The sequence below is a fragment of the Methanobrevibacter sp. genome (assembly GCF_017539065.1).
Taxonomy (GTDB): domain Archaea; phylum Methanobacteriota; class Methanobacteria; order Methanobacteriales; family Methanobacteriaceae; genus Methanocatella.
The window spans coordinates 24,982-38,684 of record NZ_JAFYHP010000003.1; the positions used below are offsets into that span (position 1 = coordinate 24,982).

Below are 13,703 nucleotides of genomic sequence, written 5' to 3' on the forward strand. Positions count from 1 at the left end.
AAAAGAGAATAATGTGTATTCTCTTATTCTTGTGCTGTTTCAGGATTAAGCAATTTTTCAACATTTTCTCCAATCAAATCAAACAACAATACAACTATCAATAAGGACATACCTGGATAGAATGCTAACCACCAGTATCCTGATGATAAGTAATGCATTGATTCAGATAATATTACTCCAATTGCAGGTTCATGAGGAGGTAAACCGAATCCTAAAAATGTAATTGCCGCTTCGTGCATGATTGCATGAGGGAACATTAAAATTACACCCACAATAATTTGAGAAATGATTAAAGGAAAAATATGTTTAAGTGCAATCCAAACTTTACTTCTTCCAAGGTTTTCGGCCAAATGAATGTATTCTTTTGTTTTTATTTCTTTTACTTCAGATCTGAGAACCCTAGCAAGAGGAGTCCAATGAGTTAAACCAACACCCATAATAACACCGTACACTCCTCCTCCAAACATTATTGAAACAATAATGATTAAAAGAATATGAGGAATAGACCCGAACAAATCAATAATTCCAGCCACACATTCATCTGCAAATTTGTTGAAACTTGAAAATAATCCTAAAACAATAGATATACAAGTACTAACTGCAGATGCAATGAAACCTACCATTAAACTTAATCCAAGACCTGCAATGGTTCTCTGAAACATGTCCCTTCCCATCCAATCAGTACCGAAAAGATGTTCTAGGGAAGGCATTTGATTAGCATTAACAAAACTGGTTGGAATATCTCTAACAAAATAACCACTAACAAAAACGCTTATGATGACCAATGCGGAAATAGCAATAATTACAAGAGTTTTTGTTCTAAGATTTGAAGAATATAAAAACCATTGCTTTTTATCATCTGCTTTTTTCTTAATCATTGAACTCACTCTCCTTAATTCTTGGATCAATCAGATAGTAAGAAATATCTGCAAGTAGGTTACCAACAAATACAAATATTGCACTGATAATCACAATTCCTAAAAATAATGGCACGTCACTTTGAAGACCTGCAGCTACTGCCGTTTGACCAATTCCAGGATATGTAAATACCTGTTCCACCATAACTGCACCACCAAACAATTCAGAAAATGACAGGAATTGTAGTGTGATTGCAGGCAACATTATATTTCTTAATCCATGATTTTTAATTAAATCCCAACCTTTTTCACCTCTAGATTTTGCAAATAATACATAATCAGAAGATAAAACTTGAATTAATTCATTACGAGTATACATCGCAATCGGTGCAAGACCAACTAAACTCAAAGTCAAGGTAGGAAGAACGAGTCTTGATGCCCATTCCATGAATGTCGCATCGGTACTTTTAACACCTATCGGAACTCCAAATCCTATCGGGAACCAGCCTAAATAAACTGAAAATACCATTAAAACAAGCATACCCACCCAAAAAGATGGAGCAGATTGAATCGCATAACAATACACTTTTACTGCTTTATCAATCCAGGAGCCTTTATTTTTACCTGCCAAAACGCCCAATACAAAACCAAATATTCCACTTAATATCCATGAAATGGCCATTAATACGAATGATGCGGAAAATTTATCAATGATTACATCAATAACCGGAGCACGATATATCAATGATGTTCCAAGGTCAAGTTGAATTAAATCTAAAAGCCAATGATAAATTTTTGTTGGTAATGGAACATTAGTACCAAAATACTGTTCTAAAATTTGACGTTGTGCTTCTGATACCGCAGCACCATGTAAATAAGCATTAACTGGATCAATAGGGGATAAATCTAACAATACAAAACTAAAAATTGCAACAGCAATCATCAATATTATGAAACGTATTAATTTAAAACCAAAATATTTTGCTAGCTTTTGTTTATTCACTGAAATAAACCCCCTTAACAAATTTTAAAAAAAATAAAAAAGGAAAAAATGTTTATGCAGTTTCATTGGTTCTAGTCCAATCAACTACATTGATTAAAACATCATTTCCTAAACCATCAGGTTGTTCTCCAATGTCAATACCATCTTTAATGAAATAGTTGTAGTCATAGTTAACCATCCATACGAATGGAGCATCACCAGCAGGACCCCAACCTCCACCGTTAACGAGTGCAGAGTTAGCCCATAATGTATCGGCTTGTGATAAGTCACTAGTATGCATTGCTTGTTCCATCAATGCATCAGAATCAGAATTGTTATATAAATTAGGATTCATATAGAAATCATCTGCCTCTTTACTGTGGTATTGTTGATAGATTGATTTATATGGGTCTGGAGAAGTTTGTTGCATTAATGCAGCTGAGCTGTACATGTTTGCATAAATTGTATCCCAGTCAGCACCAACAAGATTTACTTCAATTCCGAATTCTTTTGCCTGTTCAGCAAATACTGTGGATAGAGATTGTCTGTCAAGATAGTCAGGTGGATAATATAAATCGAATGATGCTTTTACACCGTCTTTTTCAACGATTCCATCACCGTCAGTATCTGTCCATCCCCCTTCTTTTAAGATTTCTTTTGCTTTATCAACATCAGCATCTTGAACTTTAGCATCAGGGTTTGCATATTCTCTTGTATCTACACTTGTAAATTCAGGAGTTGCGTGACCTGAGAAAATTTCATCACACATTGCTTGACGGTCAATACCGACATTCAATGCTTCTCTGATTGCTTTATCAGCAGTTACATTGTTACCTATTTTAGAGCCAGCAGGACTTTTAAGGCCTGTGTCTTCAAGATATGGCAAGGATACACCTTGTGCTCTTCCAGCAGACACTTCATAGAATTGATATCCATCTACAGTTTGGTTTAATGAAGAAGTTGCAACAGGCACAACATCAACCTGACCGGATTTAGCAAGTTCTAACCAGGTAGCTTCTTCAGGGAATAATAAGGTTATTTGAGTAAAGTATGGTTTATCACCATAATAATTGTCATTAACTTTAAAAATGGCTTGTTGACCTTTATCCCAGTGGTCTAATACATATGGTCCAGTACCGATAGGGTTTTCACCGAAAGTCTCATTATCATAGGAATCAGATGGCAAAATACCCACATATCTTAAGTCATAAATGAATGTTGATCTTGGTTCAACTAAATTGAATTCGACACAAGTACTGTTTTTAACAGTCACCTCTTCAATATTTGTTAAATCAATATCAGATTCAGTGTCCCTTCCTGTGTTAAATGTGAATGCAACATCATCAGCGTCAAATGTTGAGTTGTCTGAAAATACCACATCATCTCTTAAGTTTACAGTCCATGTTTTACCGTCGTCACTGATTGAATAATCAGTGGCAAGATCAGGTACTATATCACCGTTTTTATCTGTCTTAAATAAACAAGTAAATACTAATGGATTATAATTCTGGTGCCCACATCCCCAACCGGTAATTGAGTTGAACCCTGCTTCAGGTTCTTTAATGTTACTGTGTGCAGCTACAGTTAAATGAGTAGGATCAGAGTCAGTTGAACCTCCCATAAACATAAATGCAGCTCCAATAATAGCCACTAGAACTACAGCTCCACCAATTAAAAGTTTTTTATCCATAAAATTCACCATTAATTAATATTCAACCTATTAAAATAAAAAGTAATACTTTTTAATGGAAAAATCCCTAATAAGTAATACTAAATAAACTTATTTTAATATTATTTAATATTTACTTGAAGATTATATAAAAAAGTATTTATTACTTTTAACTTTCCTATGAAAAATAAAAAATGTTTAAAATACTTAATCAAAAAATGAAAGAACCAATAATTTTAAAAAGGTAATATCTCTTATAATAACAATTTACACAATCGAAAAGTAATACACTTTTTGAAAAAAAAATTTACATAAGTAATACAAAAATTAAATTTAAATAATATCAACATTAGATATCCACCTATGGATTTATCTCTCAAACTAAAGGAATACCTGATAAAAAATGGTGCTATCGAAGTAGGATTTGCAGACATTACGAATTTTACACCAAAAGAAGGATTAAATTCAGGAGTTGTGTTTTATATCACATATCCAAAAGAAATCATCAAAAACATGCAAAACGCACCAACACCAGAATATCTTGAGGAACTAATAAGTTTAAATTCAAGATTGGATGGGCTTGGGATGAAATGTGAAGAGTTTCTTATTAATGAGGGATATGATGCCTATGCCCAAACAAAAAAAAGACTGGGCAGTGATTTTGGAGAATTCAATTCATTTGAATTGCCTCATAAAACGATAGCCACTCGTGCAGGCCTTGGATGGATTGGAAAATCCGCACTATTTACAACAAAAAAATATGGATCAGCTTTAAGATTATCATCAGTATTAACCAATGCTCCACTTGATTTTGGAGAACCCATACTTAAGTCAAATTGCGGAAAATGCGAAATTTGTAAAGATGCATGTCCTGGTGGCGCAATAAGTGGAAAAGAATGGAATTATAATCTTAAAAGAAATGAATTTTATGACGATAAAAAATGCGAAAAATATGCGTTAATAGTATCAGAAGAGAATTTAGGAAAAGCCGATACTGTATGTGGAAAATGCATTTATGCATGCCCTCATACTCAAAAATATATTAAAAAATCATAATTCAACAGCATATCGAAAATCAGCGGCAAGAGGATTAATTTCCAGTTCCCGAATTTGCTTATCCATATGAACTGTTTGAAGCTCATCACCTGAATCTATGCGAACAACAAATCCCATTTTTGTCCAAAACTCAATAGCCCCATCTAAATTTTTGTGAGTATGGAGATAAATATCATTAAAATTGGATTCCTTGGCAAAATTTTCAGCTATAGAAAACATTTTTGAAGCCAAACCACAACGTCTGCATCTCCTATCAACAAATAGCCTCCATATACTAGAGGTAGTATCTTTAGAGTATAAATGCCTGAATTCCGGAAAATCCTTATCATAAGACCTTATTCCAATTGTGGCAATTATTTCATGAGTTTCTTCAACATATGCTACAAAAAAATTATTTCTTTTAGGATTAATATAGTATTCCTCCATATTTACAACATCATGATGCCATTCAGGAACATAATCATAACCAAATTCCTTTTTAATCATATCAAATAAGAACTCTTGAACCTTAGCAATTTCGATTGAGTCATTGGATAATTCTTTTATAACAACATTCATAAAAACCACATTTCAAGAAAGTATTACTATTAATATAAATCTTATTTAAAAAGTAATACTTTTTAATAAATTTTGAATAACTTTAATATTGATAAAGTACAAATTACTATATAAAATTTATCATTTGATGTTCACAAGGTGATTTGATGGAAAAATTATTAGATGTTGAAAATGTTTCCATTTCATTTATTCAATATACCAAAGGTTTAAATCAAAGAGATTTGAAAGTCATCAGTGATTTGACCTTGGACATATCTGAAGGTGAAATATTAGCAGTTTTAGGTTCAAGCGGTTCTGGAAAAAGTCTGCTTGCTCACGCAATATTTGGAATCTTGCCTGAAAACGCAAACCTGAACGGGAACATAAAATATAAAGGGAAAATTTTATCACAGGAGGATAAAGAGGAACTAAGAGGCAAAGACATAGTGCTTGTACCTCAATCAGTTAATTTTTTAGATCCTTTAATGAAAATTTCAGACCAAGCAATAGGACATGTTGAAAGTGACGAAGAGAAAAAAGCGAAAAAACAAAAACAAAGAGAAATTTTTGAGCATTACAACTTAGGCCCTGAAGTCGATGACATGTATCCATTCCAATTATCCGGAGGAATGGCCAGAAGAGTACTCGTTTCAACAGCATTATTATCCAATCCAAAACTCGTTGTGGCAGACGAGCCTACACCAGGACTTGATGAAAAAACAGTACAAGAAACATTAAATCACTTTAAACACATGAAAGAAGATGGAATTGGAGTACTTTTAATCACTCACGACATACATGCCGCACTGGAAGTAGCAGATAGAATAGGAATATTCTATTCAGGATATGTAATTGAAATTGCACTAAAAGACGATTTCACAGGAGAAGGTGAAAACCTACTTCATCCATACACAAAAGCACTATTTAAAGCACTGCCGGCGAACGGATTTGAAATAATTAAAGGCCATCAACCTTTGCATGGAGAAATACCAAAAGGCTGTCCTTACTATGACAGATGTGAAATGAGATTTGACAGATGCAAAGAAGAAAGGCCAGAACTCTTAGACCTTGGAAAGAAAAAAGTTAGATGCTTTAAATATGAGGAGGGTGTGCAAGATGGAACTTAAGGCAACAAATATCTCATTCAAATACCCATCAGCAAAGAAATACCTATTAAAAGATATTAATCTTGAATTAGACAATAAAAAAATTATCGGATTAATCGGTGACAGTGGTAGTGGAAAATCTACATTATGTAAAATTTTATCAGGCTATGTTACAAAATACGAAGGAAGCGTAACATTTGATGGTCAACCACTTCCTAAAAAAGGATTTAAGCCTGTTCAACTAATATACCAACACCCTGAAAAAGTAATGAATCCAAAATGGAAAATGAAACAGGTCTTAGAAGAATCCTGGGACGTCACTGATGATGCTTTAGCTGAATTTGGTATTCAAAAAAGCTGGTTGACAAGATTTCCTCAAGAGTTATCCGGAGGAGAGCTTCAAAGATTTTCCGTTTTAAGATCCCTCAATCCAAATACAAAATTCCTGATTGCTGATGAAATGACCACAATGCTTGATGCAATCACACAGGCACAGATATTGGATTCAGTTCTGAAAATAGTCAAAAAAAGAAAAATGGGATTCTTACTTGTAAGTCACGATATGCCTCTAGTAGAGACAATCTGTGATGAAAAAATATATTTGAAAGATATTAATGGCGTTTAATCATTAATATCCATCAATTTTTTTACTTGCCAATCAGCCCACACCATAGTAATGTTATTTGATATAATCTCGCCTAGAACAATACCCATCCAGGCCCCCCAGACACCATAATCTAAAACAACACCCAATAAAACTGCGAAGAATATTGTAAATCCTGTTTCCCTCATGATTGTCTGGAACATTGCAGTGATTCCTTTACCAATGCCCTGGAAAACATAAGTTGAAGCCACACCAACTGCCATTGTCGGATAATAAATTACAATCCATGCTAAAAAGCTTGTAAGTTCCGGAGCTATTCTTACACTAGTTCCGGTTGAAGCAAATATTGATGCAATATCACCAGAGAATACATTTGTCAGAATCGCTACAACAAATGCAATAACTATTGAGACTTTCATTGCATATCTATGGGCAATCTGAATGTTTTTATAGTTTTTAGCACCATAATTTGCAGCAATTACACTAATCAATGCGGTTCCAATTGCCAAAAGAGGTGTTGTTCCAATTGTAACTATCCTCCAACCGGTTGAATACACGGCAACCGAATCAGTTGAGCCCAAATAAGCTAAAAGCGCCGAAAAGACCGCAGCGAAAAATGCATTGTTTAGAAGCTGGATACTCGCGGGAATTCCAACCTTGATAATATCTGTTGAAATCTCATTTTTGAATTCAAAATTAACCAGATTAGGTTTTAGATAAGTGTCCTTTTTAATATAAAACCAATATAATAAAATCAAAATCACAAATATTGATGAGATAATCGTTGCAACAGCTGCACCTTTAACACCCAAATTCAAAGTGTAGATGAAAATAGGATCCAAAATCATGTTTAAAATCGCTGAAGCAATCATTGCATACATTGGCCTTGTAGTATCCCCTTCTCCTCTAAAAATTCCATATAATGCGTTGGATAGGATAATAAAAATAGATCCAAAAAGGATTATTACTCCATAATCAGTGGCATAGCCAATAGTATTGTCTGCACCCATCGCATTTAAAATCGGATTTAACAAAATCAATAGAACAGCCGTGATGAGTAATGAAAGAATAATGTCAATTATTATTGAATGAACTGACGCATTATCTGCTTTTGGTTTATTCTCTTCACCCAAATATTTTGACAGGGCAAAAGCGGCACCTGAACCCAATCCATTTCCAAAACCGATTAAAATCATGAATATTGGTGTGAAGAATCCGACGCCCGCCAGTGCATCAGCACCAAGACCCGATACCCAAGCGGCGTCAATCAGATTATAAAAACTAGTTATGAGCAATGAAACAATCAAAGGCATAGACATCTTAATTAATGCTTTTTTTGGATTTTCAAGCATTATATCTACGTTATTGGATGAATCATTGCAAATCATATATAGATATTAAAATTTATTCAAATATAAAACTAATCTTTTGTTAAGACTTTTTCTTTGAAACACATTATCCACTCAAGTAGGCTTAAAATTGTTGATAGTAATTTTTATTTACTTAAAACTTTAAAAATTAAATTTGTAATATCATTATAATTAAAAGTATTACATAAAATAATAATTTATTATAAAAAAGTAATGCTATAAGGTGGGATATTACTTTAGATTTTATAAAAATATAATTTTAACGAGGAAAAAAATGGAAACTAAATATATTATAGGCGCAGTTATTGCAGTTCTCGCAATAATTGGGATAGGTGCTTTTGCTTTGGGCGGAGGAACCACAGAACACGCTGCTAATGAATTAGTAACCTGTGTTGCTGCTCACGGTGAAGAACCAGAATTTGGTTTCGACCCAATGCACGGTTGGGGATACCACGATTCCGGTACAGACCCACTTATACAAAGTACCATTCTCAAAAGAGATAAAGACAATAATTTTGTAAACGATTTGGCGACAGACTATGAAATCTCTAGTGACTTAAAAACTTACACCGTAACCATTCGTGACGATGTAAAATTCACTGATGGTTCTAAATTAACCGCTAAAGATGTAGCATTCTCCTACAACAAAGCGAAAGAATTAGGTGAAGGAGCAGATTTAAGCTCAATGGAAGAAGCTAAAGCTGACGGAGATAAAGTAGTATTCACACTTAACAAAGCAGATTCAACATTCGTCAACAAATTGACTGATGTTGGAATCGTGCCTGAAGCTAATTATGATGAAGAATCATACGGTCAAAACCCAATTGGATCCGGACCTTATAAATTAGCTCAATGGGATAAAGGACAACAATTTATCCTAGAGAAAAACCCTGACTATTATGGTAAAGAACCTTACTTCGAAAAAATAACAAACCTTTTCCTTGATTCTGATGCAGCATTTGCAGCAGTTAAAAACGGAGATGTTGACATTGCTGAAGTTCCAGTAGCATACGCAAATGAAACTGTAGATGGCTACCACATGGAATACTTCGATTCAATCGATGTACGTGGTGTATCAATCCCTACTCAAATGGATGAAGGAAAAGTAGCTGCTGACAATTACACCGTGGGTAACAATGTAACTGGAGACCCAGCTGTTAGAGAAGCATTGAACATTGGTATTAACAGACAAGAAATTGTTGACGGTGCATTAAACGGATTCGGTAACGTGTCCTACAATGGTGTAGCTGGCCAATTACCTTGGGCAACTGATGCTGGATTTGAAGACGGTCAAGTAGATGAAGCTAAAGCTATTCTTGCAGATGCCGGATGGAATGATACCGACGGTGACGGAATTGTAGAAAAAGATGGAGTAAAAGCTTCATTCACTGTATACTACAAAGCTACCGCAACTGAAAGACAAGCAATTGCAGTGTCACTTGCAGAACAAGCTCAAAAACTTGGTATAGAAATCATTCCTGAAGGTGCAAGCTGGGACGACATCGACCCTAACATACACAGCCAAGGAGTAGTATGGGGTTGGGGTTCAGCAGACCCATATTCACTTGAACACCAATATGATTCCAGAGTAGCAGGTGTCGGATATGATAATGCAGAAATGCTTAATGATTCTGCTGTAGATTCATTAATTGATGCTGCTATGGGACAAGAGCTCGACAGTTCATACGGTACCTGGTCTCAAGTAGCTCAACAAGCTAATTCCCAATATCCTTACATCTGGATTGGAACCATGGACTACACCTACTTTGTAAGTGATGACTTAGACATTTCCAACAGCACACACCTCATCTACCCACACGGTGGAGACATATGGGGTAACATCTACGATTGGACACGTCTTAATGCAACTGAAGAAGCTTAATTAAATATTAAAATGATTTATTTAAATAAATCATTTTTTATTTCTTTTTTTAAACGAATTTAATATATGATTAGGGTTGATTAAAATTAACAATAAAAAATTAGCTAAATTTTTTGGATATAAAGCTATTAGATTACTAATTTTATTAATTGTTATTGCAGCAATCAGTTTTATTATGATACAGATGTCTCCAATTGACCCTGTAAGAGCTTATCTTGGTCAAAGAATCGTTAGCCAAGAACAAATGGCAATTATGGGAGATTATTGGGGTACAAATTTATCTTTAGGAGAAAGAGTATTGGGTTGGCTTCAAACATTAGCAACCGGAAGTATGGGCTTCTCATTAATTTACAGAGTGCCTGTAACTGAAGTAATCATTCAAAAATTCACAGCTTCATTTACTCTTATGGCAGTCTCTTGGGTAATTTCTGCATTTGTAGGTTTTGGATTAGGCGTGCTTGCAGGTGCTAAAGAAGGTACCTGGATAGACAAAGCAATTAAAACTTACTGTTACATATTACAATCTACACCTACCTTTTGGATAGGGTTAGTACTTTTAATGGTTTTTTCAGTATATTTAGGTTGGTTCCCTATAGGACTTTCCGTTCCGATTGGGCAATTGTCAGATACAGTGACATTTTGGCAGTGGTTATATAGATTGATACTGCCTGCAGTTACATTAAGTATTGTAGGAATCGCTTCTCTTACAATGTTTACAAGAGACAAGCTCATCAGTGTTAAAAAAAGTGATTATTTCTTGTTTGCACAAGCTAGAGGTGAAAGCTTTTGGGGAATTATCAAAAATCACGGAATAAGAAACATTTTAATTCCAGCAATCACTATCCAGTTCATGTCATTCAATGAATTGTTTGGCGGAACCATTCTTGTTGAACAGGTATTTGCATACCCTGGAATAGGACAAGCGACTGTCGCAGCAGGATTAAGGTCAGACGTTCCATTATTGTTGGGTATTGTTCTAATCAGTGCCACCTTTGTATTTGTAGGAAACCTTATTGCAGATATAATCTATGAATATGTGGATCCAAGAATAAGGGGTGAAGAAGATGAGTGAAATGCCATGGTATAACAGAGGATTATTCAGCTCTCTAAACTTAAGGCAAAAAACCCTTTTGACCATAGGACTCACAGGATTGGTCTTGTTAATTATTTTCATTTGTGGAACAATGATTAATGCAAATTTACCAACAGATTTTACCACAAGAATGCAACCCCCTTCATTCGGACATCCTTTCGGTACCGATTGGATGGGTAGAGACATGTTCCTCAGAACAATCAAAGGTTTGAGCTTAAGTATCATGATAGGAATAGGTGCTTCAATAATTTCCAGTATAATCGCTACAATATTGGCATTTTTAGCAAGCGCTAATAAGTACTGTGACGAATTTGTTTCATGGTTAATTGACTTATTCGCATCAATACCTCATATACTGTTAATTATGATGATATCCATTGCATTAGGAAAAGGAGCCTTTGGAGTAATTATGGCAGTGGCATTTTCACACTGGGTCAATCTGACAAGAGTATTGAGAGCAGAAGTGCTTCAAATCAACACTTCCGAGTATGTTGCATTATCCAGAAGATTCGGTAAAAGTAAATTCTGGATTGCAAAAGAACATATATTGCCTTTAGTGCTGTCTCAAATATTTGTTGGAACATTGCTTGTATTCCCTCATGCAATTATGCATGAATCAAGCGTAACATTCCTAGGATTCGGTTTATCACCACACGAACCTGCAATCGGTATCATTTTATCTGAATCAATGACATACCTTGCAATGGGCGCCTGGTGGTTAGCATTCTTCCCAGGAGTAGCATTATTGATTGTTGTATTATTGTTCGATATTATAGGAGACAATTTAAAACGATTGTTTGATCCTTCAGAGGCAAATAACTAGATTGGGTGATTTTATGGGAGAATTATTAGAAGTAAATAATTTATCAATATCTTTTACACAATACGTTCAAGGATTGAATAGGCACGATTTGAAAGTCATATCCGATTTGACAATAGATGTCGGAGAAAGCGAAATCGTTGCAATATTAGGTTCAAGTGGTTCAGGTAAAAGTCTTTTAGCTCACTCAATTTTAGGTATTCTGCCTTACAACTCCCACGTTACCGGAGACATTAAATACAAAGGCCAGATTTTAGACCAAGAATTAAAAGAAAAATTAAGAGGAAAGGAAATTTGTTTGATTCCGCAATCTGTGAATTTCTTGGATCCTCTAATGAAAGTGTCTGAACAGGCAATTGGCGAATGTAAGGACGAAAAGGAACATGCCGAGAAGAAAATAAGGCAAAGGGAAATCTTTGCAAAATACGGATTGGATGAAAGCGTAGATGACTTATATCCTTTTGAACTGTCAGGCGGAATGGCAAGAAAAGTTTTATTATCTACCGCATTAGTAGGTGATCCTACTTTATTGATTGCTGATGAACCTACACCGGGTCTTGATGCAAAAAGCGTTGAAGAGACAATTACCGACATCAGAAATTTAAAAGAGCAGGGAAAAGGTGTTTTACTAATTACTCACGAAATCGACGTTGCTTTAAAAACAGCGGATAGAATCGCGATATTCTATTCCGGATATGTTATTGAAATTAATAAAGTGGAAAACTTCAAAAATGCAGATAATGTATTGCACCCATATACTAAAGCTTTAATTAATTCACTGCCTAAAAACGGTTTCAACTTAACCGAAGGGGTTCAACCATTGGATGAGGTTCCAGGTTGTCCGTATTATGAAAACTGTCCAATACGTATTGACAAATGTGCAAATACCAAACCACAACTTGAAGAGCATGACGGAGTAATGATTAGATGTTTTAATTTCAAGGAGGCTAACGATGGAACTTAAAGCAAATAATATTTCTTTTTCATATAACAAAAAAAGACAAATATTAAAGGATTTTTCATTATCTCTTAACAGTAATCAAATAATAGGTTTAATGGGAGACAGCGGTAGCGGCAAATCTACATTATGCAAAATAATGGCAGGATATCTTACTCACTACTCAGGAGAGGTTACCCTTGATGGCAAAAAAATTCCAGATAAGGATTACTATCCTGTACAATTAATCTTCCAACACCCTGAAAAAACCATGAATCCTAAATGGAAAATGGATAAAGTATTGAATGAATCATGGACACCTACTCAAGATTTAAAAGATACTTTCGGTCTTAAAGATAGTTGGTTGACACGTTGGCCTAACGAACTTTCCGGTGGGGAATTGCAGCGTTTTAGTATATTGAGGGCTCTTAATCCTAAAACAAAATTCATCATTGCCGATGAGATAAGTACAATGCTTGATGCAGTTACACAGGTACAAATTTGGGAAGCTCTTATCAATCACTGTAAAGCCAACAACATTGGAATATTGGCTGTCAGCCACGATAAAGAGTTGCTCGACGTAATCTGTGATGATATTTTATATTTTGATGAAATAAATAATCTCTAAATTTTTTAGAGATTTTTTCTTTTTTTAATTTTTTCAATGATTTTTGATATGGTTTTAATTATTTTTTCGATGAAGTATTTTACAAGTTAGAACACCAACCATATGTTTTTTGGCATGGAAAATAAATATGCTTGAATGAAGTTTTTATTTTGTTGTTTAGAA

13 protein-coding genes are annotated in these 13,703 nt (G+C 34.5%); 8 read left to right on the plus strand and 5 right to left on the minus strand.

The window, feature by feature from the left end:
• Positions 1-23 precede the first annotated feature (23 nt).
• The 3 genes from IKS50_RS00275 to IKS50_RS00285 all read right to left on the minus strand — a co-directional run bounded on the left by IKS50_RS00275 (position 24) and on the right by IKS50_RS00285 (position 3,529).
• Positions 24-878, minus strand: a complete 855-nt coding sequence (locus tag IKS50_RS00275) for an ABC transporter permease (protein WP_292843760.1) — start codon at positions 876-878, stop codon at positions 24-26.
• On the minus strand, positions 871-1,800 hold the full coding sequence (locus tag IKS50_RS00280; protein WP_292843861.1) for an ABC transporter permease: 930 nt from the start codon (positions 1,798-1,800) through the stop codon (positions 871-873). Before IKS50_RS00280 ends, IKS50_RS00275 begins: the two co-directional genes overlap by 8 nt.
• 112 nt (positions 1,801-1,912) lie before the next feature.
• Entirely contained in the window at positions 1,913-3,529 is a 1,617-nt protein-coding gene (locus tag IKS50_RS00285) for an ABC transporter substrate-binding protein (protein WP_292843762.1), read from the minus strand.
• 342 nt (positions 3,530-3,871) lie between these two features.
• On the opposite strand from IKS50_RS00285, the gene IKS50_RS00290 reads away from it, so the two are divergent.
• Positions 3,872-4,564 carry a 4Fe-4S double cluster binding domain-containing protein gene (locus tag IKS50_RS00290; protein WP_292843764.1) on the plus strand — a complete coding sequence of 231 codons (693 nt, stop codon included), beginning with the start codon at positions 3,872-3,874 and terminating at the stop codon, positions 4,562-4,564.
• On the opposite strand, the gene IKS50_RS00295 is transcribed toward IKS50_RS00290, so the two are convergent.
• A complete protein-coding gene (locus IKS50_RS00295; protein ID WP_292843766.1) occupies positions 4,559-5,122 on the minus strand; it encodes a GNAT family N-acetyltransferase in 564 nt (187 codons plus the stop codon). The genes IKS50_RS00290 and IKS50_RS00295 overlap by 6 nt on opposite strands.
• Positions 5,123-5,268: 146 nt before the next feature.
• On the opposite strand from IKS50_RS00295, the gene IKS50_RS00300 reads away from it, so the two are divergent.
• Together IKS50_RS00300 and IKS50_RS00305 are read left to right on the plus strand one after the other, a co-directional pair.
• Entirely contained in the window at positions 5,269-6,228 is a 960-nt protein-coding gene (locus IKS50_RS00300) for an ABC transporter ATP-binding protein (protein WP_292843768.1), read from the plus strand.
• Positions 6,218-6,832: an ABC transporter ATP-binding protein gene (locus IKS50_RS00305; protein ID WP_292843770.1), complete on the plus strand. Its 615-nt coding sequence runs from the start codon at positions 6,218-6,220 to the stop codon at positions 6,830-6,832. The genes IKS50_RS00300 and IKS50_RS00305 overlap by 11 nt, the downstream gene beginning before the upstream one ends.
• Here the strand turns inward: IKS50_RS00305 and IKS50_RS00310 are convergent.
• Positions 6,829-8,199 (minus strand): MATE family efflux transporter, encoded by a 1,371-nt coding sequence (locus IKS50_RS00310; RefSeq protein ID WP_292843771.1) that lies wholly within the window; start codon positions 8,197-8,199, stop codon positions 6,829-6,831. The genes IKS50_RS00305 and IKS50_RS00310 overlap by 4 nt on opposite strands.
• A 256-nt stretch (positions 8,200-8,455) precedes the next feature.
• On the opposite strand from IKS50_RS00310, the gene IKS50_RS00315 reads away from it, so the two are divergent.
• From IKS50_RS00315 to IKS50_RS00335, 5 genes are all read left to right on the plus strand, one after another.
• Positions 8,456-10,063 carry an ABC transporter substrate-binding protein gene (locus IKS50_RS00315; RefSeq protein ID WP_292843772.1) on the plus strand — a complete coding sequence of 536 codons (1,608 nt, stop codon included), beginning with the start codon at positions 8,456-8,458 and terminating at the stop codon, positions 10,061-10,063.
• A gap of 184 nt (positions 10,064-10,247) precedes the next feature.
• Complete coding sequence (locus IKS50_RS00320) at positions 10,248-11,135, plus strand: ABC transporter permease (RefSeq protein WP_292843773.1); 888 nt, start codon at positions 10,248-10,250, stop codon at positions 11,133-11,135.
• Between the two features lies 1 nt (position 11,136).
• On the plus strand, positions 11,137-11,979 hold the full coding sequence (locus tag IKS50_RS00325; RefSeq protein WP_292843863.1) for an ABC transporter permease: 843 nt from the start codon (positions 11,137-11,139) through the stop codon (positions 11,977-11,979).
• A 13-nt stretch (positions 11,980-11,992) separates the two neighbouring features.
• Complete coding sequence (locus IKS50_RS00330) at positions 11,993-12,940, plus strand: ABC transporter ATP-binding protein (RefSeq protein WP_292843775.1); 948 nt, start codon at positions 11,993-11,995, stop codon at positions 12,938-12,940.
• Positions 12,930-13,541, plus strand: coding sequence for an ABC transporter ATP-binding protein (locus tag IKS50_RS00335; protein WP_292843777.1), 612 nt, complete (start codon positions 12,930-12,932; stop codon positions 13,539-13,541). The genes IKS50_RS00330 and IKS50_RS00335 overlap by 11 nt, the downstream gene beginning before the upstream one ends.
• Positions 13,542-13,703 lie beyond the last annotated feature (162 nt).